This window comes from Trebonia sp. (assembly GCF_030042015.1).
Taxonomy (GTDB): domain Bacteria; phylum Actinomycetota; class Actinomycetes; order Streptosporangiales; family Streptosporangiaceae; genus Trebonia.
In genome coordinates, this window is the sequence record NZ_JASIAL010000276.1 from 1 (window position 1) to 23,800 (window position 23,800).

The following is a 23,800-nucleotide window of genomic DNA, read 5'->3' on the forward strand; positions in this document are numbered from 1 at the left end:
GTCGATTGGCTACACGCTGGCTGACGTGGTCAAGGCAACCACCTCTAGTGCGGCCAGGGCGCTCAGCCAGCAAGACGAACTCGGGGCTATCGCGGTCGGGCGGGACGCCGACCTGAGCATCATCGACGTTGCTGAGGGCGACTTCACGTTCACTGACACCACCGGGCAGGTGTTCCGGGGCGGATATGGACTGGTCCCTGTCTACACGCTGAAGGCGGGCGAGGAGTTCTCTCCGGGGTGGGGAACGCACCCGTGGGGCTGGCTGCCCGCATCTGTGTAGGTCTTGCCTGCCGACGATGGGCAGGCCGGGCTGCACGCCCCGTCGGCCCTGGCCGTCCGCCGGATCCTGCACGCCGCCGGGCCGGTGACCCTCGAGCCACACGCGGCACCGGCTACGTGCCCCCCGTCCGCTCCAATCACGCGGTGACCCTGCCCTCCGGCCGCCGCCTCACCGTGAAAGCAGCATCCAGCCTGGTCAAGCCCGGCATGTGGCAGCGGATGCGCACCGGATCGGCCACCAAGGGAGCCAAGGACTACCACTGGGCCATGATCGAGGTCACCCCCGACGACACCCCCGAAGGCCAGGCTGACGGGCACGCCGTCCTGCTGCTCCGGCGCCACCGCGGAAGACCACCAGCAGTCCAGGCAAGTCACCCGGCTCGACAGCGGTCAGGTCACCGCCTGGACCTCCTGGCACCGCTGGACAGCGATCAGCCTGCTCGCCTACGCCTTCCTCACCGTCGCCGCCGCCTGGCAGCGAGCCGCAGACGCCAGCACCGCCAGGCTCAAGCTGATCCCCGTCACCGTACCTGAGCCGCTCAGGCAGCTCCGCGGGACCGTCATTCCCGAGCCCCGCCGCGATAAGCCCTACCGCGATGCCTGGGCGCTGTGGCGCCGCCGCCACCAGTACGGCGCTCAGCAAGCCCATCAGCGATGGCACGCCTACGCCGACGAGACGCCACGGTAACGATGTACAACTGCCGTATACGTCCACTGTAAGCGGGACCAGAGCGGTCCGGTATCGTCGCCGCGCACCGGCCCGCGATCCTCCTTGGCCCGCGGGCTTCTCATTAGGACGGTGCTGCCGACGAAATCACCATTGCACAATCATGACATGCTTGCTAACGTCTATCTTAGTGTTAAGTACCTTTAGCGAGATAAGCGCTCCTAACTTGCTTGTTAAGCGAGCGTGAGAGTCTGCTACACATACCAGCTTTATGCTGAAAGCTGCGCCTAATTAGTGCTCAGTCTCATCATGAAGAGGTCGCTGATATGTCTGGTACTGAATTGCCTTTGGCACGGCTCAGGACGCCGTGCGGACCAGGCCGGCGCGGGCAGCCCGGCTGGAATCCGCAGCGGGCATCCTCGATGCCGGTCTGGCGCTACACGCGGACGGACCCGCGGGTCCCGCAGGTCCCGGGGGAGCCGTTCAGCCGGAGCTGGCCCGATCGAAGCGTGGACTTCCCGCCGCTGTGGTGCTCGGTTGACCTGCGTGACGGGAACCAGGCACTGCCGGCCCCGATGGACCCGCGGCGAAAGCTGGCCATGTTCGACCTGCTCGTCCGGATGGGGTTCAAGGAGATCGAGGTCGGGTACCCGGCGGCGAGCGAGGCGGACTTCGCGTTCATACGCGGCCTGGTGCGGGAAGGCCAGGTGCCCGATGACGTGACGATCTCGGTCTTCACCCCGGCGCGGGCCGAGCTGATCGACCGGACGTTCGAGGCCATCAGCGGCGCGAGCCGGGCGATCGTCCACCTGTGCCTGGCGACGTCGTGCCTGTGGCGTGACGTCGTCCTGGGGATGTCCGCCGGGGAGCTGCGCACATTCACTGTGGACGCGGCCGAGCGCGTGGCCAGGCTCGGCGACGCCATGCCAGGGTCACGGCTGCGGTTCGAGTACTCTCCGGAGACATTCAACGTCACAGAGCCCGATTTCGCGCTCGACGTCACCAACGCGGTCACCTCCGCCTGGGAGGCATGCCCCGAGCGCCCGGTGACGGTGAACCTGCCATCGACGGTGGAGACACACTCGCCGAACGTCTACGCGGATCAGATCGAGTGGATGCACCGCCACCTCGACAGGCGTGCCTCGGTCATCTTGTCGGTGCACCCGCACAACGACCGGGGCGGGGCCGTCGCCGCGGCCGAGCTTGCCCTCATGGCTGGCGCCGACCGGGTGGAAGGGACCCTGTTCGGCAGCGGGGAGCGGACCGGCAACGTCTGCCTCGCTACGCTGGCGCTGAACCTGTTCAGCCACGGGGTCGACCCGCAGCTCGACTTCTCGGATATCGACGCGATCCGGCGGACCGTCGAATTCTGCAACCAGATGCCGGTGCACGCGCGGCACCCTTATGCCGGCGACCTGGTGTACACGGCATTCTCCGGGCAGCACCAAGACGGCATCGCGAAGGGCCTTGCGGCATTGGCGGACCGCGCGTCAACGTCAGGCGTAGCCCCGGGCAGCCTCCCATGGCAGGTTCCCTACCTGCCCATAGATCCCCGCGACGTGGGGCGGGACTACGAAACCGTGGTCCGGGTCAACAGCCAGTCGGGGAAGGGCGGCATCGCGCATGTCCTGCTGAGTTCCCGCGGCCTCAACCTGCCCCGTGCGATGCGCGTCGACCTGGCGAAGGCCGTACAGGAAACGGCCGACGAGTCCGGTGCCGAGATCAACTCCCGGCAGCTCTGGGAGATTTTCCGGCGTGAATACATCGACCCCGCCGGGGGGCTCGTCCTTGAGGAGTTGCGCGAGCTTGAGCGGGACGGCCAGGTGCAGGTCGAGGTCCGGCTGCGCCTCCCCAGCGGGCAGCAGGCCGTGCGGTCCGCCGCCGCCGGCACCGCTGCCGCCGCGTACGCCCAGATCCTGGCCGATACCGGCTACCCGGTGGCCATCGGCAACGTCAGCGCGCATCCTGTCGAAGGGCACGGCGACCTGGTTCGTACCGCCGCGTACGCCCGGGTTACGCTGCCGGCCGGCAGCGCCTACGGGGCCGGCATCGACTGCTCGGCCACGATGGCAGTGGCGCGCGCGATCACCTCGGCCGTCAACCGGATCGCCGCCAGGTCCGTCGGCCGCCCCGCTGACGCGGAATCGGTGCCTGGCTAGCCGCAGGGCAGGCGACGGCCAGCGATCACGCGTCCGAGCGGCGAAAGGACCTAACGCGAACCCCTGGCGACCGGCCCCAGCATCACCCGCGCTGGCGGGCGCGGGAGTCCCGAACCGGCTCCACAGAGGCTGTGAGGTGCGCGAATGACGACCGCGGTCGCGATCATCGACGACAGTTCGCTTGCCATGCGCGGGGCGATAGAGGTCTTGCGCGAGAACGACCCTTTTGATGTCCTCGGCGTCTACCACCAGGTAGCGGAGTTGCCGTCGCAGGCCCATCCGGTCGTCCTGCTCGTGGACCCCTTCTGCGACCCGGACGCCGGACTCGGCCAGGTGGCCCACGCGCCCAAGCCCTACGCGGTGATGATCATCTCGGCGTGCACCCACGTCGACTCGGTGCGCTGCGCGCTGCGGCAAGGCGTGCGCGGGTTCATCAGCAAGAACGCCCGTGCCGCGATCCTGGCTGACGCGGTCAGTGCGGTGGGATTCGGCGGGATCTACCTCGGCAGCCCATTCGAAGGGCTGCTGTTCGACCGTGTCGGACAGGAGGCCGCCCGGCTCGCCCCCGCCCAGGTGGAGGGCCTGACCCCGCGCGAGCGCGACGTGCTGATCATGGTGGCGCAGGGCCTGACCCACAAGCAGATCGGCGCCAAGCTGAGGCTCACGAAGGCAACCGTTGACACCTATGTCCAGCGGGTCCGCCAGAAAGTGGGGTCGGGCAATAAAGCGGACCTGACCAGGCTCGCGATCGAACTCGGCCTGGTATACGAGAACGCTACCCTGCCGGCGGTCCCGTTGGCGGCCATAGCGCCAGCAAGTCGATAGACCTTTTCGCATTACAGACAAATGAAGCGCTCCCCGCTGTCCCTGAGTTACTCAATTGAGACGTGGGCACTGGCCGCGGGAACGGAGATGATAAGCAAAGGTTTCCTTGCACGTTTCCGGAAGGCGAGGATGGACAATGCGGCGCGGCTGGAAGCAAGTCCAGAGCTGCCCAATAGTGTCGCGCAGTGCGAACGGATTCGCAGGATCGCCAACCGCGGCCCGGCCGGGCGGCTGCGTCACTGCCTGAGCGTCGCAGCCGAGATCCGCGGGCCCGTGGACGAGGCGGAACTGCGCGCCCGACTGGACGGTCTCATCGCCCGGCGGCCCGCGCTGGGCAGCATGTTCACCGGCCACGGGACGCACCGCCTGGCCGGCGGGTCGACGGAACTGCGCAGGCAGGCCGTCACTGGCCCCGACGCCGCGTCCCGCTGGCGGGCCGCCATCCAGATCGCTGACTTCGAGGGGCGGCGCCCGTTCTTCCGTGGCGAGCATCCCCTGGTCCGCGGCATGCTCTTGTCCCCCGAGGACGACCACCACCTGCTCGTCCTGACCGTCGATCAGTTGGTGGGCGACAGCTGGTCGGCGAACCTGATCATCGGCGACCTGTTCGGAGCCGGGAGCGCGCGGGATTCCCGCGAACCCGACGGCTACGCCGCGGTCTGGCGCGAGCGGCAGGACTGGCTCGCCGGTTCCGAAGGCACTACGGTCGTGACCGAGCGGCGGCGCCACCTCGCTGACGCGCGGTGGCGGTGGCCGATTCACCCGGACCCAGACGAGGATCGCCCCGGTGATGTGCACGAGCAGTTCCTGGCGCTGGAGGACCCAGTCGCCGCGGCACTGCGGGCACGAGTGCGCCAGTCACGCGGATCGGTCCTCGCGGTCGCCGCGATGGCCTTGGTGCTCGGTGTCGCCGACGACGTCGCCGATACCCGAGATCAGCCGTTCGCGCTGCTCACGACGCTGGCTGGCCGGGAGACCGTAGCCGAGCAGGAGGCCGTCGGCTGGTTTGCCACCGACGCCGCCATCCGGCTTCCGGCACGCCGGGGAACCGTTCACGAATACCTGACCGCGCTGCGCGGCGAGATATTCGCCGCGCTCGCCGCGCAGCGTGTGCCGGGCGAACTGCTCGCCGCCACCGCGGCGGACGCGCACCAGGCGGGGCCGACCTGCGCGCTTGTCTACCTGCCCAGGGAACTGAGCGGCGGCCCGCCGGGCGGGCAGTACCGGCTCGGCACCGCTGTGGTCAGCCGGGCCGCGGTCTCCGTCTGTCCTACCGGCGCGGACATCGACTTCTACCTGCTTGAGGACCCACCGCCGATGACATCGGCCCCGCCCGCCGCGCTGACCGTGGGCGCGCTGGCCGACGGCGGCGTCGCGGACGCGCGGACGGTCAGCAGCCTGCTCCGGCGGTGGGCCGCGACGCTGACCGTCCTTTCCGGCCTGCCGTGGTCAAGCACACCGGTCACCGAGGGCGGGGGGCTCTCGCCCTGGCGGCCTGGCGCCCGCCAGGTCAGGCGGCTGACGTGACGATGCCAGCGCGAGGAGAGGCCGCGCTCGATCCGGCGCACACCGCCGACATCGTTCGCGGTGCCTGGGCCGCCGCCCTCAGGCTCAGCCACTTCGGCCCGGAAGACGATTTCTTCGCCCTCGGGGGAGATTCGGTCGCGGCCGCGCTCGTCGCGCTCCGGGTCGCCAGGCGAGCCGGCATCGCCGTCCCGCCCCGCGCGCTGTTCGAGTACCCGGCCTTCGCGGCGTTCGCCGACTTCGTGCAGGCACAGCGGCAGCCGGCGCCGGCTGCCGGGCCCCGCGCCGACCCGGCGACGCACCCGCTGACTCCCGGCCAGGAGCGGCTGTGGCTGATCAGCCAGCTCTACCCGGATCAGCCGCGGTATACGGTCGCCACGATCGTGAACCTGGCGGGGAAACTCGACGTGGACGCGCTGTCCGCCGCCTTGTCCGGCCTGGTGGCCCGGCATGAGCCGCTGCGGACCGTCGTGGACGACTCCGGCGCCAGGGCCGTCTGCCGGGTACTCGATCCCGGCCCCGTCCGGATCGACGCCGAGTCCGTGGCGGACGAGCAGCATGCCCGGGAACGGGCGGCGGAATTCCTTCGCCGCCCGTTCGCGCTCAGCACGCAGATCCCGGTCCGGGTCCTGCTGCTGTGCCTGGGAACCGCCCGGCACTGGCTCGTGCTCGCCGTCCACCACATCGCCACGGACGGGGATTCGCAGCGGATCCTGCTGGCCGAGCTCGGCCAGCTCTACAACGCGGCGCTGGCCGGGGTTCCCGCGGCGCTCACGCCGCTGACCGCGGCTTACGGGGATCTCGCCGCGTGGCACGCGGCCCGCGCCGCGGACCTGCCAGCGCGGCGGCGAGACCGCCAGATCAGGAAGCTGGACGGCTACCAGGACCGGCCGCTCGCCCTCGAGGGCCCGGATCCGGGCGCCTGCACCGGGTCCGGAGCCCGCTGCTGTGGCTGGCTGGGCGGTCGGCTCACCGAGTCCGTGCGGGCCTGCGCGAGCCGGCACCGGACGACCGCGTTCGTCGTCATGCTGGCCGGCTTCGCCGACGTCGCGGCCCGCTGGTCCGGCTCGGACGACGTCTGCGTCGGCTTCCCGGTGAGCAGGCGCGAGCAGTGGCAGGCCGGCGGCATCGCCGGGTTCTTCGTCGACACCTGCCTGATCCGGGCGGACCTGTCCGGCCGTCCCTCGTTCGCCGCGCTGGTCGACCGGGTCCGCTCGGACGTCGTGGACGCGGTCCTGGACGCGGGGCCGTTCGACGCGCTCGCCGACGGGGCCGCGGCCGGGCAGGGGCGCGGCACGCCTGTCTTCCGTGCCTGGTTCAACTATCTCGGCGATGCGATCAGGCCGCCGGAGATGACCGGGCTCACGGCGACCCTGCCGGACGTCCCGGCACCGCCTGCCCTGTTCGACCTGAACGTCTACGTCACGGAACACGACGCGGACATTCGCGTCGAGCTTGTCTACGATGTGGCGGCCTGCTCGGACGACGCCGCGGCCGAAGTGCTCGAGCAGTACCTGACGCTGCTCGCCGCGGTGGTCGCCGCCCCGGCCACCCCGCTTCGCCGGCACGGCCGCGCTACGCGGCGGGCGGCGCTGCTGCCCGACCCCGGCGATCCTCTCGACACTCCGCCGCCTGCGGCGCTGGCGAGAAGGCTCCTTTCCGTGGCGCGCTCGCGCGGGGGATCCGCCGCGCTGCGCGACGCGGACGGCCAGACCAGCTTCACCCAGCTCCGGGTGGCCGTCCGCGCGCTCGCGGGCGTGCTGCGCACGGCCGGCGCCGGGCCCGGGCACACGGTCGCGGTGCACGGGGCGCGCGACGCGGCCACCGTGACGGCCATGCTCGGGGTCCTGGCGTCCGGGGCCAGGCTGCTGATGCTCGATCCCGCGTATCCCGCCGCGCGGCTGGTCCGGTACATGGACGCGGGGCAGGCGCAGTGCCTGGTAAGCTGCGGGGCGCAGGACCCGGGTCTGCCGGCGCGGACGCTGATCCGGTTCGATCACGGGACCGCGCTGCTGGCGCGGACGTCGGGAGGCCTTACCGCGACGGCGGATGAGGGACCCGGTTACCTGGCCTTCACCTCGGGATCCGGCGGAGAGCCGACGGTCGTCCGCGGCGGCCTTCGCGCCGTAGAGCACTTCCTGCACTGGTACAGCGCGGAATACCGGCTCGGCCCGCGCGACCGGTTCGCGCTGCTCGCCGGGCTCGCCCACGACCCGGTCTTCCGCGACGTGCTGCTGCCGCTGTGGAACGGCGGAACGCTCTGCATCCCGGCGCCGGAAGTCTTCCGCGCGCCGGACGAGCTCGCCCGCTGGCTGCGGGGTGAGCGGATCAGCGTCGTGAACCTGACCCCGCCGCTCGCCCGGCTGCTCGCGGCCCAGGGCGTGCCGCTACCCGGCCTTCGCCTGGCCTGCCTGGCCGGCGACGCGGTCAGCACCGCCGACGTCGAGCGGATGACCGCGGTCGCACCGGGCGCGGTGCTGCTCAACGGGTACGGGACCACCGAGACGCCCCAGCTCGTCTCGCGGCGCCGGCTGCTGGTCGGCCGGCCGCCGGCGCTGGGCGCCGGCGCGCCGGGAAGCCAGCTGCTCGTCCTCGACGCGGCGGGCGAGCTATGCGGAATAGGCGAGGCAGGCAGCATCGTGGTCCGCAGCAGGCACCTGGCGGACGAAATCAGGCCCGGCGGGGGGGCCACACCCGCGCCGGCGGCGGGCCAGCCGGCCCAGAACGGCCAGCTCTTGAGCTGTGATCGGCTGCCCGGCATCAGGCGCTTCGTCACCGGGGACCTGGGGCGCTATCAGACCGACGGCAGCGTCGCTTTCCTGGGCCGTGCGGACGGCGTAGTCAGCGTCAGGGGCTTCCGCGTTCACCCGGCCGAGACCGACCGTGCCCTCGCCTCCGTTCCTGGCGTGAGCGCCTCGGTGACCGTGCCCTGGACCGGCCCCGACGGCCCGGCGCTGGCCAGCTACGTGGTGGGTCCCGACCCGGTGCCCGCGACGATACGCGCGCGGCTGGCGGCACTCCTGCCGGCCCCGCTGGTCCCTGAGCGCATCATCCGCGTGGACCGACTCCCGCTGACCCCCAACGGGAAGATCGACCGCGCCGCACTCCCGGCCGCGACCGCGGCGCGGGCGGCACGGGCCGATGCCGCCGGGGCGGCCGGCTCGCTGGAAGGCCGGCTCGCGCGGCTCTGGTCGGTGGTGCTCGGCATCGAGCGGGTTGACGTGACCGCGAGCTTCTTCGACCTGGGCGGCACCTCGCTGAGCATGCTGCGGCTGCACTCGGCGATCAGGCGCGAGCTCGGCGATCAGGTCCCGCTGCTGGCGCTTTATGAGAACCCAAGCGTGCGTGCGATGGCGCGGAGCCTGTCCCGGCTGGCCGTGGCGCCCGTCCAGGCTGACACATCCCGCATGTCCCGGGTTGGCGAGCGGTCCCGCCGGCTGGCGGCGCGCGGCAGGCGGGCGGCGCAGGCGCGGCCGGATGAGTAGCCGACGGGAGCCCCGATGACCGGCCAGAAGGGCACGGGTCGCGAACGGCTGCCGTTCGGCGGCTGGGTACTGTGGCGGCATTTTGTGCTGCGCAGCGCCGGCTTCCCGTTCGCCGCGCTGACCGAGGCGCTGAGCGATCCCGCCGCCAGCCTCGCTGACCTGCCGGGGTTCGACTGGGAACGGTCGATGGCCGCCGGCCTGGACAGAGCCCTCCGGCTGGCCGGATCGGACGGGGTACGGCAGGCGCTGCTGTGGCAGAACCCGCGGGTTCTGGAACTGTCGGTGGACTGGCTGCGGGCCGGCCCGGCCAGCGCCGGCCGGCGCAATGCCCGCCGCCGCGCCAGCGAGCACACCGTCGTCAAGTACCTGCAGCGCTATCACGCGAAGAACGAGTCCGTGGGGTTCTTCGGCCCGGTGGCCTGGGGCACGTTCCGCGCGGCCGGCTCCCGGATCGATGCCCGGCCGGGACCCGCGGTGCGGGGCCGTGAGCTGGTGTACTTCGAAGACTGGGCGATCGACGAGCTGGGCCGCGCATTCGCCACGGAGGCCGAGATCGCCGGGCAGCTTCCGCCCGCACTCGCGTTCGGCGTCACCCGGCTGGGCCGGGTGCTCATGCTGCCCGACGGCGGCATGCGGCGGCTGCGGGCCGCGGAAGCCGGCGTCGTCGCCCTGATCGACGGGCGGCGGACAGCGCAGGACATCGCGGCCGAGCTCGGCTGGCCCGCGCGGCACGTGGCGGACAGCCTGGCCCCGCTGATCGCGGACGGCCTGGTTACCCGCGCCTTTGACATACCGCCGGAGATGGAGCCAGAGCAGGCGCTGGCGCACGCGCTCGGGGCGCTGGCGCCCGGGCCCGCGGTCGCGCGGTCACTCGCGGCGCTCGCGGCACTGGAGGCCGCCCGCGCCGCAGTGCGGGCGGCCCGCACGGCGCCGGCGCTGGAAGCCGCCCTCGCAGACGTCGACGAGCTGTTCTCCCGGCTCTCGGGAAAGGCCGCGACACGACGCAGGGACGAATTCGCGTCCGGCAGGCGCCCGCTGGCGATGCAGGGCGGCCGGGACATCCAGATCACGCTGGGTCCGGCGCTAGCCGACGAGCTGACCACGCCGCTTGCCCTGGTTCTGTCGAGCGCGCGATGGCTCGCCCGGCAGGCCGGGCAGGAATTCGAGAACGTCGCGGCGAAGGTTCACCGGGAACTGGCGCCGCTTTACGCGGACGACGCGGTGCCGCTCAACGCTTTGATCAGCCGCCTGGCCGCGCTCACCCGGCCAGGGACATGGCTGGACGAGCTCGTCGATGAGCTGTCCAGGCGATGGCTTCGCGTGCTCGGCCCCGACCTGGCCGCGGCCCGGGTCGCGCGGAGCGCCGCCTCGCTGGCCGCGGCGGTCCGCCGCGAGTTCGACGGCCCTGCCCCCGGGTACGCGGCCGGTCGTCATCACAGTCCGGACATCATGATCGCGGCCGCGGGCCCGGTCGCGATCGAGGCCGGCGACTTCGAGTTCGTCCTCGGCGAGCTGCACATCGGGATGGTCACCATCGACAGCCGGACGTTCCTCGATTTCGCCCCGGACCAGGACCTCGCCCGCCGGTGCGCCGAACTGGCGCTGGTCGACGGACAGCCGCGTTTCGTGCCGCTGCACGTGCGGGGCACGCCCGATCTGATCAGCGGCTGGAACTATCCGCCGCCGGACGGGTTCTCCGCCGCCTACACCTACCTGTCCTTCGGCGAACGGATCGGCGAGCGGGCAGTGCCCGGTACGCGGGTGCCCACCGGATCGGCCATGGTCACGCCGCAAGGCGGCCGGCTCCAGGTCCTGCTGCCCGACGGCAGCCGCCACCGGCTGCTGCACGCCCTCGGCGAGTACGTGAGCTATGCGGTCGCCAGCCGGTTCCGGCCGATGCCCGCCTGCCCGCACACGCCGCGGGTAACCGTCGACCGGCTGGTGATCGCCCGGGAGACCTGGCGGATCCCGGTGGCGGAGTTCACGCCGCTGGCGGCGCTGCCGGAGGCGGCCGCCTTTGCCGGCCTGCGGCAGCTCGCGGTCGCCCGCGGGCTGCCGCGGCACACATTCTGGCGGCACGCGCCCGGGGTCAAGCCGGTCTACCTCGACCTGCACAGCCCGCCGCTCGCCGCCGTCTTCGTACGCGAACTGCGCCGCGCCGCCTGCGCCACGATCGTCTTCACCGAGATGTACCCCGGCCCCGGTGAGCTCTGGCTTCCTGACGCCGAGGGCAGGCGCTACACCAGTGAGCTGCGGCTGACGGTCGCCGACACGACCCCGCCAGAGGCCCCATGACCGAGAACGGAACCGACCCGCTGACCGTGCACCTGGCCGGTCCCTGGTGGGTATGGCGCGACATGGCGGTGCGGGCAGCCGGGTTCCCGGCCGGCGACCTGCTCGGCCTCGGCAGGCCCGCGCTGGCGGCCAGTGCCGACGCCGGCGCCGGCGCCGGCGATCCCGCGTTCCGCGCGGCCTACCAGGCCGCCATCGAGGACTCGAACGCGGCGCTCGCGGACATCGTCCAGGGCGACTCCTTCCGGGCGGCGATGGTCTGGCAGAACCGGGAGCTGAACGTCGAAGTCCTCGATCGTTTCCTGGCAGTGCGGCGGGCCGGGGGCGCCCGCAACGCGAAGCAGCGCCATCGCGAGACGGTCCTGACCAAGTACGTCCAGCGCTACCACGCCAGGAACGAGTCGGTCGGCTTCTTCGGCCCGGTCGGCTGGGCGCGCTGGGCGGCCGGCGGATCGGCCCCTGGCCCGGGCCCGGGACACGGCGCGGCGGCGCCTGCCGCGTCAGCGACGGGCTTCCACGGCGAGATAGCCGCCCGCCGGGCGCACGTCGAGACCTGGGCCGTGCAGGCGCTCGCCGAGCGGTTCGCCGCGGACCCGCTGACACGTCCGTGGCTCAGGCCGGTCGTCAGCCCGACTCTCAGGGTCCGGGACGGGCGGGTGCGCACTCCGCTGCGCGGCTGGTTCACGATGCCGCGGCCCCGGTCCGACGTGCTGGCCGCCTGCGACGGGCACAGCACGGTCAGCGAGATCGCCGGACGGCTGGTCGCCGGCGGCACGCCCGGCATCGCGTCAGCCGACGACGTCGAGCGCCACCTGGCCGCCCTCGAGCGCGCTGGGTATGTCCGGGCCGGGTTCGGGGTGCCGCTCGACATGGACGCCGACAGGCAGCTGCGCGACCAGCTCGCGTGCCTCCCCGACGCGGGCGTGCGGGATCAGCACCTGACCGTCCTCGACGGCATCCTGGCCGCGGCGGACCGGGTGCGCAACGCGGGTCCCGGTCAGCTCGGCCCCGCCTTCGCCGATCTGGAGCGCCGGTTCACGGACGCCACCGGGCTGCCCGCCTACCGGACCCTGGAGGCCAGCGAGGGCGCAGGGCGCGGGCTGATGCTGGAGGACTGCCGGAGCACGCTGTCGATCTCCCTGCAACCTTCGCTGCTCGCCGACCTGGCCGGCCCGCTCGACCTCCTGCTCGCCTCGTCCCGGTGGCTGACCGGCCAGATCGCGGCGCGCTACCTGCAGATAGCCGGCGAGATCTTCGATGGCCTAGTCCGCCCGGGTACCCGGGGCGTTGGCCTGGGGGCGGTGCTCGCCGAGTTCCTGCCCAGGTGCGCGGCCCGCGCGGTCGCGGCGGAGGCCACCCCTCTCGTCGCGGAGTTCCAGCGGCGCTGGGCGGCGATCCTGGGTGTCCCGCCCGGCGCGGCCAGGCACCGTGTCCGCGCCGTGGACATCGCCGGCGCGGTCCGCCAGGAGTTCGCGGCCGCCAGCGCCCCCTGGCTGTCTGGCCGGTTCCACTGCCCGGACATCCTGATCGCCGCCGCCGACGTCGAGTCGATCTGCCGCGGGGATTACACCTGGGTGCTCGGCGAGATGCACTGCGGCGCGATCACCCTCAACCAGCCCGTCTTCGTGGTCTCACACCCTGACCGGGACCGTATGCAGGCGATGGCTGACCAGGAGGCTTCCCGCGGACGGTGGCTGATCCCGTCCTATTCGCTGGCATTTCCCGGGGTCTCAGGCCGGAACTACCCCCCGCCGTTCCTGATCAGCCCGGGGTTGGAGTACGTGCAGATGTCGGCGGCGCCGCCGCGGGCGGGGATGGCCGGGATGGTGATAGCGGCCTCGGACCTGCTGGTCGTCAGGGGCCAGGACGGGACCTTGTGGATCGAGGACGAGGACGACGCCGGCCGGCGCTGGCCCGCGCTCGCGCTGCTCGGCGAGTTCCTCATCGACGGTTTGCCCAACCAGTTCCGGCCGATGGCGCCGGCACCGCACCAGCCGCGGGTCGCCATCGATCGCTTCGTCTTCGCCAGGGAACAGTGGCAGGTCCCGGCCGTGGACCTTGCCTGGCCGGGCATATCGGACGAGGCGGACCGGTTCCGCGGCGCGCGCCGGTGGGCCCACGAGCTGGGGCTGCCCGATCACGTGTTCGTCCGGCTCCCCTGGCAGCCGAAGCCCTTCTACATCGACCTGACGAGCCCGCTGCTGGTGAACATGCTGGCCAGCGTGGCGCGCTGCCCGGCGGGAGAGCAGGCCCAGGCGATGTGTACGATCAGCGAGATGTATCCGGGACCCGGCGAACTGTGGCTGCCGCACGGCCCGGGCGGCGGGCGGTGTACCAGCGAGCTCCGGTTCGCCATCGTAGACCGCGGGGCCTAGCGCGTCGGCCGGGTAACCGTCACGGCTAGCCGGTGACGGTCGGCGCGGAACTGACGGGGATGCCGCGAACGTCGCGGGCCACGGCGGCGGGTCGGGGTCCGATTACGCCAGCGCGTCGATCTGCCCGGCAAGCCCGCGGACGGTCGGGTAGCCAAGGACGGCCGATGTCGGCACGGGGATCTTGAGCTCCTTGCGGATTCGCGCGACCACCTCGATGGCCAGGACCGAGTTACCGCCGAGCCCGAAGAAGTCGTCCTCGGCCCCGACCATCTCCAGCCGCAGCACCCGGGCCCAGATCTCGGCGAGCGCCTGCTCGGTTCCCTCGGCCGGCTGGACATAGGGCGTCGCGATGTCCGGCCGCGGGTCACGCTCGACATCCTCGTCGTCGGCGAGATCCGTGCCGCCGCCGCGGTCGACCACCCATTGCCGGAACCGGCCCTCCAGGGAGCCGGTCGAGATCACCAGGTGACCGACCCGGTCGATGACGCCCACCGCGCGCTCGAATATCTCGACCGCCTCTGCCGGGGCCATGTCGAACGCGCCGGGCGGGGGCGCGTCAGGACCCGCCTCCCTACCCCAGGTGTCCCAGTCCACGGTGATCCAGCGCAGCCCGTCGGCCGCGCGGGCGGCGGTCACCCGCGCGTCCAGTGCCGCGTTCGCCGCGGCGTAGGCGCCGAGCGAGATGCCGCCGAGAACCGCCGACAGCGACGACAGCGTGATCCCGGGCACGTCGCGCCCGGCGAGCGCCTGCCGGAGCGTGTCGAAGCCTTTGACCTTCGCCTCGAAGTGCTGCCTGCATCCCTCCGCGCTGATCATGTGCGCTGGGCCGAACCCGCTGGGATCGGAGATGCCGGCCGCGTGCACGACGAGGTCGAGCCCGCCGAACCGCTCGTCGGCCATGGCCACGGTGGCACGCATCTGCGCCAGGTCACATACGTCGGCGGTGACGGGGACGACCTCGGCGCCGAGCCGCTCCAGGTCGAGCAGCGCGGCCGTCATGCTCGCCGTCCGCGACGATCCTGCGGCGTGCGCCTCCCACTCCGGCCGCGGCGGAAGCGGGGTACGGGATGTCAGCAGCACCCGGCACTTCCTGGTGACCGCCAGGTGCCTGGCCAGGAGCAGGCCCACATAGCCGAGACCGCCGGTGATGAGGACCGGCGAGCCGGGTCGCAGTGCGCCGTCTGCCGTGGGCAGCGGCAGATGCCAGAAGGCCCGGGACCAGCGGACTGCCCCGCGCAGAGCGACCGGGCCGGTGAAGACGGTGAGCGCTTCCGCGATGATCGCCTCCGCCGCCGCCGCGTCGGCCCGTGCGGTGGCGTCCGCCCCGACATCGACATGCCGGCAGATCCAGCCGGGGTTCTCCTGCGCCAGCACCGGCAGCAGCCCGGCGAGCGCGGCCTGCTCGGGACGGGCCGGCGCCGCGCCCGCGACGCCCACGGCACCCTCGGTGACCGCCACCAGGCTGAGGCTGAGATCGGGGGCCGCGGCGGCGTACGCGCCGATGACCGCTAGCGCGCAGTCGTAGCCGAGCGTGTGGCTGTCCCCGGCGCCGAGGGAGAACGCGTGGATCACCGTGCGCGGTGTCACTGCGGCCTCGGACAGCAGGTCCAGCATGTCCTCGGCGGAACCCGGCCGGACCAGGAAGTCGCCGCCGCCGACGGCCGCGAAGGCCGTCCCCGGGCGGGCCAGGATCACCTCCGCGCCGGCCTGGCGGAGGCGGGCCGCCGTCGCCTCCGCGCGTGCCTCGGCCGCCAGCACGAGCCAGGGGCTGGCGGCGCGGATCTCCTCCGCCCGGTCGTAGATCGGTACCGGGAGCGAGGTCCAGGCTGGCAGATAGGTCCAGCGGTCCAGGTCGCCGGCCCGGCCGTCGGCGACCGCGGCGGGCGGGCCGGCCGTGCGTGCCGTGCCGTCGACCCAGTACCGGCGTCGCTGGAAGGGGTAAGGGGGCAGCGGAAGCCGGCACGGGCTGCCCTGGTGCAGTTCTTCCCAGCGAATCTGCGCCCCGGCCAGCCACAGCCGAGCGACCGCCCGGGCCAGCCAGTGCTCCGCCGGCCCGTCCGCGTCCTGGCCGATCTCAAGCCGCGCCTTGCAGGGCTCGCCGACCGTCCCGAGTTCGGCGGCCACCCGGGCGGCCGCGTCCGCCATCGGGCCCGATCCTGTCACCGTGCCGACCCGCACGCCGAGTGTGCGCAACGCGACCGCGACCGCGAGGGCAAGCCCGGCCGGGCCGTCTTCCGCCGGGCCGGTGCCCGCGACACGGGCCGCCGCGTCCGCGACCAGCGCGGCCCATGCCGGGTCCGCGGGAGGGTCTGCCAGCACCAGTTCCACGAGCGGATCCCGCAGTTGCGTCCGCGCGGTCAGCCAGCGGCGCGGCTCGCCGAGCGCGCGGCGCGCGTCATCGGCATCGTCGCAGACGACGGCCCGCCGGACAGGGAAGTACGAGCGCGACTGCTGGAGCGTGTAGGCGACGTCGGCGATGCTCAGCTCCGGATGCCGGTCGAGGTGCCGCAGCAGGTTCTCTGTCGCCTCGCCGAGCGCGGTCTGGTCCCGGCCAGAGATCACCAGCAGGTGCGGTCCCGGCCGGCCGGCCGGCTCTGCCGCGGCAGGCGGTTCTTCGAGCACGACATGAACATTGGAGCCGCCGAGGCCGAACGCGCTCACGCCGGCCCGGCGCGGTCCCGGCCCGGCGGTCCACGGCCGGTGCTCGCTCAGGACGGTGAACTTGTCCCGCGCCGCCGCGAGGGCCTCGTTCGGGGTCTCGTAGTTGGGCGTGGCCGGCAGCACCCGATGCCGGAGGGCCAGGATCGCCCGGATCATGCTGCAGGTGCCGGCTGCCCGGTCCAGGTGCCCGATGCTCGACTTGAGCGAGCCGAGCACCACGGGATTGCCCGGCCGGTCGGGGAACACCCGTGACATGGCCGCTATCTCGATCGAGTCGCCGAGCATGGTCCCCGTACCGTGGCATTCGACGTAGTCGATCGTCTCCGGCTTGACCCCGGCGAACGTGAGCGCGTCGGCGATCACCGCGGCCTGGCCGGTAACGCCTGGCGCGGTGTAGCCGGCGCACGCGCTGCCGTCGTTGTTGGCCGCCGACCCCAGGATGACGGCGTTGACGCAGTCGCCGTCGGCGAGAGCGTCGCCAAGGCGCTTGAGCGTCACCACCGAGACGCCGCTTCCCATGACGCTGCCCCGCGCGGCGGCGTCGAAGGCCCGGACCCGGCCATCGGGCGACAGGATGCTGCCCTCCTCGAAGGCGTAGCCGACGCCTTGCGGTAGCGGCACGAAGACCCCGCCCGCGAGAGCGACCTCGCACTCGAAGTTCAGCAGCGCCTGCGCGGCCAGGTGCACGGCGGTGAGGGCGGTCGAGCAGAACGTCTGCACGGTGATGCTCGGGCCGCGCAGGTTCAGCTTGTAGGAAACCAGGGACGCCAGCGAGTCGCGCTCGTTTCCGATCGCCATCATCAGCGCGCCGCCGGCCTCCGCCATCGTGTCGACGGCGACGTTCCACATGTAGTCGGGGAACCCGCAGCCGGCGAAGACGCCAACCTTCTGCGTCATCTCCATCGCCGGGTACCCGGCGTTCTCCAGCGCGTGAAAGCAGGTCTCAAGAAACAACCGGTGCTGGGGATCCATCACCTCGGCCTCGCGGCGGGTAAGGCCGAACATGCCCGCGTCGAACATGTCGTAGCCGTTGACAGGTCCGGACGTGCGCACGTAGTCAGGGTCGGCCAGCTGGGCCGGCCTGACCCCCGCCGCGATCAGCTCGTCCTCGCTGAGCTGCCGCAGGCCGAGCCGGCCCGCGAGCAGGTTGTCCCACAGCTCTTCCACGCTGTCCGCGCCAGGGAACCGGCCGGCCATGCCGACCACGGCGATCGCCGAGTCGTAGTCCACCTCAGGCATCGCTGTCTCCTCCCCGCATGCTCGCGCGGCGGCGTGCCAGCCGTTGCTGGCGCAGGCCGGCCCGGTCGTCCTCTTCCTCTTCCCCTGGAACAGCGCGCTCCGCGGGCGCGCCGCCGGTCACCGCCGCGGCGAGCGCGGACACCGTCGGCGCCTGGTACAGCACGTGCGCCGGGATATGGTCGATGTCGAGTGCCTGCCGGACAGCGTGGATGATGCTGACGCCGATCAGGGAGTTGCCGCCGAGCTCGAAGAAGTTGTCGAGGACGCCAACCTGATCCACACCCAGCCAGTCACCCCAGATCTCGGCGACCCGCGTCTCCGCTTCGGTCGACGGCGCGACGTACGGCGTCGACAGCTCCGGACGCGGATGCCGCGAGTCGCCGCGGCCACGGCGCGCGCCCTCCTGGATGTCGTGCAGGGTGTAGCTGCGGCTGCCCGCGACGGCGTCGGAGAAGTCCTGCGTGTTCACCACGAGGTAGGGTTCCTGGCGGGCGAGAATCCGGGTCAGGCAGCGCCAGCCGGCGTCGAAGGAGATGCCGAAGACCTCGCGGTGGTGCGTGTAGAACTGGCGCAGCACCGGCTCGTAGCCGTCCAGCCCCTCGGTCCAGCCGTTCCACGTCCATTCACCCCATCCGATGGACACCACCCTCGCCTGGGGAAGCGCGCCGCTGCGGGCGAACGTGTCGAGGAACGAGTTGGCCGCCGAGTAGTCGGCCTGGCCCAGGGCACCGGTCCAGGAGGCAACCGAGGAGAACAGCACAAGGAAGTCCAGCGGCGCGTCGCCGATCGCCTCCGCGATCGCGAGTGTCCCGGCGACCTTGGGCGCGAGCACCCGGTCGACGTCGGCGATGGTCTTGAACTGCATCATGCCCATGGCCGGCACCCCGGCGGCGTGCAGCACGCCGTGCAGACCGCCGAAGCGTTCGTGCGCGCGGCGCACCGCGCGGCGCACGTCCGCCACAAGGGCGACGTCCCCGGCCACGACGTCGACGTGGGCACCCTTCGCTTCCAGCGCAAGCAGGCCCTCGATGCGGCGCCGCACCTCGGCCGTGGCGGCGGGGTCGGTGAGGATCGCATCCCACTGCGCCCGCGGCGGCACGGACGTCCGGCCGAACAGCACCAGGCGCACGCCGCTGTGCGCGGCGGCGATCCGCTCGGCGAGCCCGAGGCCGACCCCGCCGAGGCCGCCGGTGATGAGGTACACGCCGCCGTCGCGGAACCTCGCGGCGTCCGGCCCGGCGGGCGGCTCCTCGTCCTGTGGCAGCTCAAGGACGTCGAACTCCGGCGACCAGCGCCGCCCGCCGCGCAGCGCCACGAACTGGTTCGCCGGATCGCCGCGCAGTTCCGCCAGCACGTCGCCGACCGACGGCGCCGCGTCGTGGACCAGGTCCACGACGCGGATCGCCGCGCCCGGGTACTCGACGGGCAGGATCGTGCAGGGGCCGAACACCGTGGATCTGGCCGGGACAATCGTCTCCTCGCCGGTCACCTGGAACGTGCCGGCCGTCACGACGTCGAGCTTCCACTCGCCGAAGCCGATCTCGTGCGCGGCGCGGGCGACCGCGACCAGGGTGTGCAGGCCCAGCCGGACGGTGTCCTCGGCGGTCGCCTGCGCCAGCGTCCACAGGTGCACCACCCGGTCCGGGACACGGCCGTCGCGCTTGAGCGCGCTGAACAGCTCCGCGGTGTCCTCGATGTTGCCGGGGCGGATCCGGTAGCACCCGTCTTCGGCCGAGAACCCGTTGCCTGGCCGCACCAGGACGACGTCGCGGCCGGCGGCGGCGAGTTCGGCCGCCAGCGGCCCGGCGATCTGGTCGGCCGTCCCCGTCTCGGTGAACACCACCCAGTGCCGGCCAGGATCGGCCATCGGGGGGCGCGGCGCCCGCTCGCGCCACACGCACATGTTCAGCCACTGATGCTCAGGCAGCAGCGGCTTGGTCTCGTACTCGTTGTACAGCGCCTCAAGGTCGGACTCGCCTGAGCCGCCGTCCGCGCCGGTGCTGGCTGCCGGGACGGAGACCGGGCCGTCGCCCCCCCTGCTGGGATCGACCCCGCCGTAGAAATCGATCCCGGCAAGGACCTCGTCGTTCATGTAGTAATCCGGCAGCGGCACGTCGGGCAGCGCGTCCTTGGTCAGCCAGTACGGCTGATGCTGGAATGGGTAGCCGGGCAGCGGCACCCGGCCCGGCGTCCAGTCGCCGCCTCCCCGGTGGTAGGCGTTCCAGTCGATGCTGACTCCGGTCAGCCATGCTTCTGCCAAGAACCCGGCGAGGGTTCTGTCACCCGTCGCCTCGTCCGCCGCGCCGGGCATCGTGGCGAGGACGAGCGGCCACCGGGAACGGTCGCAGGCCGGGTGGGAACGGGCCATCGCGCCCAGCGACTTACCCGGTCCCACCTCGACGAGCACGTGATCGGCCCGGCCGAGCGCGGTCGCCAGCGCGTCGGCGAACTGCACCGGCCGGCACATGTGCGCCGCCCAGTAGCCGGGATCGGTGACGAGCTCGCCGGTGGCCAGCTCCCCGGTGACGTTGGACACGTAAGGCAGCGAAGGCGGATGCAGCGTGATGTTGGCCGAGATCCACCGGGTCAGCTCGGCGGCCGCCGGCTCGAGCATGCGGGTGTGGAAGGCGTGCGTGGTGTCGATCTCGCGGCAGGCGATCCTGTGGCTCTCGCGGAGCATCCCAGCAAGCTCGGTGATCGCCGCCTCCGGGCCGCCGACGACCGTGTGACCGGAGACAACCGCGGACAGGTCGATGCCGCGGGCAGCGAGGTCGGGGACGAGCGCCGACAGCTCCTCCCTGGTACGCGCGACGGCGAGCATCGACCCGCCGGGCAGGCCCTCGATGAGCCGCGCGCGGTACGCGACGAGCCGGATCGCGTCGGACGCAGACAGCACGCCCGCCAGGCATGCGGCGACATACTCCCCGACGCTGTAGCCGAGCACGAGGGCGGGCTTGATCCCCCAGTCGATGAGGGTCTGGGCCAGGGCGTACTCGGCGAGGAAGACGGCCGGCTGGGCGACCGCCGTGCTGCTGAGCGGGCCCGGGGCGCAGTCGCAGGCACGTCCCATCAGCGCGGCCAGCCCGCCGGCCGCGGCAGCGCGGGCGGAGGTCAGCGGCGCGACGACGTCGATGCCGGAAAACTCGGACAGCAGCGCCTGGCCCGCGTCCAGGTAACGACGGAATGACGGCTCGGTCCGGTAGAGATCGCCGGCCATCCCGGCGTAGTGCTCACCGACGCCTGCGAACAGGAAGGCGCTGCGGCGTCCCTTCATCGGGTCACGGCGGGCGAGCAGGTTCGCGGTGCCATCGCCGGTCGCGGCGAACGCGGCCGCGGCGTCCCCGGTGCAGCTGGCGACTACGGCCCTGCGGTGCGGGTAGAGGCCGCGCCCGACTTGCAGCGTGAACGCGATATCCGCTAGGTCCTGCCGCCGCCCCGTGTCGCTGGCCAGATGCTCCGCCATCCGCTCGCAGTAGTCGACGGCGGCCTGTTCCGTTTGTCCCGAGACCGGCAAGACGTGCCAGGAACGCGCGGCGGCGGGGCGGGGCTGCGGGTCCGGTGCTTCCTGCACCACGATGTGCACGTTCGTGCCGCCCATGCCGAGGCCGTTGACCCCGGCCAGCCTTGGCTGGCCTGCCTGGCGCGGCCAGGGCACCGCTCGGCCCGCGACGAAGAACGGACTATGGGCGAAGTCGATCTCGGGATTGGGTGTCTCGAAGTTCAGTGACCGCGGGATCAGCTCATGTCGCATCGCCTCGATGACCTTGATGAACCCGGCGACGGTCGCGGCCCGGTCGAGGTGGCCGACGTTTGTCTTGACCGACCCGATCGCGCAGTACTGGCGGTCGCGCAGCTCGGCGCCGCTGCGGGCCAGCTCCGCCTCGCGGAACGCCCGGGTCAGCGCCGCCACCTCGATCGGGTCGCCCAGTTCGGTGGCGGTCCCGTGCGCCTCCACGTAGGAGATCTCCCGCGGTGCGACCCCGGCGTCAGCCAGGGCGGCCGCCACGGCCGTGGCCTGGCCGACCACGCTCGGCGCGGTGTAGCTGAACTTCGAGGCGCCGTCGTTGTTTATCGCCGAGCCCCGGATCACCCCCAGGATCGTGTCCCGGTCAGCGATCGCGCGGCGCAGCGGCTTGAGCAGGACGATCGCGGACCCGTCGCCGAAGACGCCGCCCCGGCCCTTCTCGTCGAAGGTCCGGACGCTCCCGTCAGGCGACGTCATGCCCCCTTCGGTGTAGATGTACCCGACCCGGTCCGGTACCCGGACGCACACGCCGCCGGCCAGCGCCATCTCGCACTCGCCGTGCCGCAGGCTCTGGCAGGCCAGGTGGATGGCCACCGCGGACGTGGAGCAGAACGTCTGCACGGACACGGCCGGGCCGGTCAGGTTCAGCCGGTAGGCCACTACCGTGGTCAGCGCGTCCTTGTCATTGCCCACGACGGTCTCGTGCTGGTCGACCTTGAGTAGGATCTCCGGGGAGTTCATCTGTTCCTGCAGGTACATGCTGATGTTGTTGCCTGCGAAGATGCCGACTCGGCCGCGGCCGTCGGCCCTGCCGTACCCGGCGATGTCGAGGACCTCATACGCGCACTCCAGGAAGATGCGCAGCTGCGGGTCGGCGATCATAGCCTCGCGCGGGCTGAAACCGAACAGCGCGGCGTCGAAGCCCCTGATGTCGTCAAGCACCGGGCGTCGCCAGACGTAGTCCGGATGCAGGGACAGTATGCTATAGCGGCCGGCCCGCTTGATGTCCTCAGGGGTGATCTGCGCGATCGACTCCACGCCGTTTTCGAGGTTCTCCCAGAAGCCTGCCACGTCCGCGGCCCCGGGGAAGCGCCCGGTCATCGAAATGACGGCTATGTCATGGTCCCGCATCGGCTGTCCGGCCATCCTCTCTTCCTCACAGACCACGGCAGCGGGGAATCGGCGATGCCGCCGCGGGGCGCGGCCGGGCACCGCCTGTGGGAGTGGTCACTTCATTGCAAGTCAGCCGGAGCGCTGGCGTCCAGCCACCCCCGCTGGCAGGAACATGCCGTCCGCTAGCTGCCAGCCGCGAGGGCTACGACGCGGCCTCAGGACCCAGGATCATGGGTCTCGGCGCGGGTGCGGCCAGCGCAGGACCGGCTGCCTGCGGCCCGGGCGTGCGGAAGGAGCTGGCATGGCCGTGACGAGCGTCGTTGGCGCCGGGGTCATCGGGGTTGGCGTCGCCCAGAACCTCGCCCAGGTGGGGCACGACGTCATCTTGGCGGACGTGAGCAGCGGAGCACTGGACCGCGCGCGGGCCGAGATCGAGCGCAACTGCCGGGCGAGCAGGCTGTTTGGCGGGCCGCCGGTCGACCCGGCGGACGTATTGTCGAGGATCACGTTCGCCATCGGGTCAGACACGCTGGCCAAGGCCGATATCGTGATCGAGAACATCACCGAGGACTGGGCGGCCAAAGCCAGCCTCTACGCTGAGATCGACGAGGTGTGCGGGCCCGGGACGGTGTTCATCGCGAACACTTCATGCATCCCGATCACCCGCTTGGCGGCCGCGACCCGGCGTCCGGACCGGGTGGTCGGAGTCCATTTCATGAACCCGGTGCCGCACCGGCACGTGGTCGAGCTGATCCCCGGCGTGCACACGAGCGAGGAGACGCTTGAGCGCACCCGCGCCCTGCTGGTCGGCATGGGCAAGAAGCCGGTCCAGGTCGGTGACGCGTGCGGATTCGTCGCCAACCGGGTCCTGATGCCCACGATCAACGAGGCGGCGTTTCTCGTGCACGAGGGCGTCGCCGACGCGGCTGCCGTCGACGAGATCTTCCGTGGCTGCTTCGGGCATCCGATCGGCCCGCTGCAGACGGCCGACCTCATCGGCATCGACACCGTCCTGCGCAGCATCGAGGTGATGTACGAGCACTTCGGTGACAGCAAGTACCGGCCCTGCCCGCTGCTGAAGCAGATGGCGCAGGCAGGCCTGCACGGCCGCAAGACCGGCCGGGGGTTCTACACCTACGTCTCGCCGGGAAAGTGAGGACGGACCTTGGCTGGCGACTCCGTCATCAAGCCCATCGCCGAGTTCATCGCGGTCCGGTTCCCCGACGTCGGGCTGGGGCCGGACGACGATATCTTCGCCCTGGGCTTCGTCAACTCGCTGTTCGCCATGGAACTCGTGATGTTCCTTGAGACCACATTCGCCTTCACCGTCCCGAACGAGGCGCTGCGGCTTGACTCGTTCCGGAGCCTGAACGCGATGGCGGCCCTGGTAGCCGAGCACGCCGGGCTCGCCGTCGAGCCCGGCCCGCGGTGACGGC

Annotated in this window: 11 protein-coding genes; 9 read left to right on the plus strand and 2 right to left on the minus strand. The window is 72.0% G+C overall.

The genetic code is table 11. The features are described 5' to 3' along the window. The 7 genes from Q1N79_RS14915 to Q1N79_RS14945 all read left to right on the plus strand — a co-directional run. Window positions 1-280 (plus strand): amidohydrolase family protein (locus tag Q1N79_RS14915; RefSeq protein WP_300609496.1); only part of this gene is annotated, 280 nt, incomplete at its 5' end. Between the two features lie 1,088 nt (window positions 281-1,368). Beyond that, window positions 1,369-3,105, plus strand: a complete 1,737-nt coding sequence (locus tag Q1N79_RS14920) for a 2-isopropylmalate synthase (protein ID WP_300609498.1) — start codon at window positions 1,369-1,371, stop codon at window positions 3,103-3,105. A 144-nt stretch (window positions 3,106-3,249) separates the two neighbouring features. Beyond that, window positions 3,250-3,930 (plus strand): DNA-binding response regulator, encoded by a 681-nt coding sequence (locus Q1N79_RS14925; RefSeq protein ID WP_300609500.1) that lies wholly within the window; start codon window positions 3,250-3,252, stop codon window positions 3,928-3,930. Window positions 3,931-4,059: 129 nt separating this feature from the next. Then, window positions 4,060-5,457, plus strand: coding sequence for a hypothetical protein (locus tag Q1N79_RS14930; protein ID WP_300609502.1), 1,398 nt, complete (start codon window positions 4,060-4,062; stop codon window positions 5,455-5,457). 2 nt (window positions 5,458-5,459) lie between these two features. After that, window positions 5,460-8,939 carry a condensation domain-containing protein gene (locus Q1N79_RS14935; RefSeq protein WP_300609547.1) on the plus strand — a complete coding sequence of 1,160 codons (3,480 nt, stop codon included), beginning with the start codon at window positions 5,460-5,462 and terminating at the stop codon, window positions 8,937-8,939. Between the two features lie 15 nt (window positions 8,940-8,954). Next, window positions 8,955-11,234, plus strand: coding sequence for a lantibiotic dehydratase (locus Q1N79_RS14940; protein WP_300609504.1), 2,280 nt, complete (start codon window positions 8,955-8,957; stop codon window positions 11,232-11,234). Then, window positions 11,231-13,606: a lantibiotic dehydratase gene (locus Q1N79_RS14945; RefSeq protein ID WP_300609506.1), complete on the plus strand. Its 2,376-nt coding sequence runs from the start codon at window positions 11,231-11,233 to the stop codon at window positions 13,604-13,606. Before Q1N79_RS14940 ends, Q1N79_RS14945 begins: the two co-directional genes overlap by 4 nt. A gap of 102 nt (window positions 13,607-13,708) precedes the next feature. On the opposite strand, the gene Q1N79_RS14950 is transcribed toward Q1N79_RS14945, so the two are convergent. Together Q1N79_RS14950 and Q1N79_RS14955 are read right to left on the minus strand one after the other, a co-directional pair. Then, window positions 13,709-17,506 (minus strand): SDR family oxidoreductase, encoded by a 3,798-nt coding sequence (locus tag Q1N79_RS14950; protein ID WP_300609508.1) that lies wholly within the window; start codon window positions 17,504-17,506, stop codon window positions 13,709-13,711. Next, the gene (locus Q1N79_RS14955; RefSeq protein ID WP_300609510.1) at window positions 17,499-22,397 is read right to left on the minus strand and encodes a type I polyketide synthase; all 4,899 of its coding nucleotides are present in this window, start codon (window positions 22,395-22,397) and stop codon (window positions 17,499-17,501) included. Before Q1N79_RS14955 ends, Q1N79_RS14950 begins: the two co-directional genes overlap by 8 nt. Window positions 22,398-22,665: 268 nt before the next feature. Here Q1N79_RS14955 and Q1N79_RS14960 point away from each other — a divergent pair, with 268 nt between their 5' ends. Both Q1N79_RS14960 and Q1N79_RS14965 read left to right on the plus strand, forming a co-directional pair. Then, window positions 22,666-23,520: a 3-hydroxyacyl-CoA dehydrogenase NAD-binding domain-containing protein gene (locus Q1N79_RS14960; protein ID WP_300609512.1), complete on the plus strand. Its 855-nt coding sequence runs from the start codon at window positions 22,666-22,668 to the stop codon at window positions 23,518-23,520. A gap of 9 nt (window positions 23,521-23,529) precedes the next feature. Next, window positions 23,530-23,796, plus strand: coding sequence for an acyl carrier protein (locus tag Q1N79_RS14965; RefSeq protein WP_300609514.1), 267 nt, complete (start codon window positions 23,530-23,532; stop codon window positions 23,794-23,796). The last annotated feature ends 4 nt before the right edge of the window (window positions 23,797-23,800 follow it).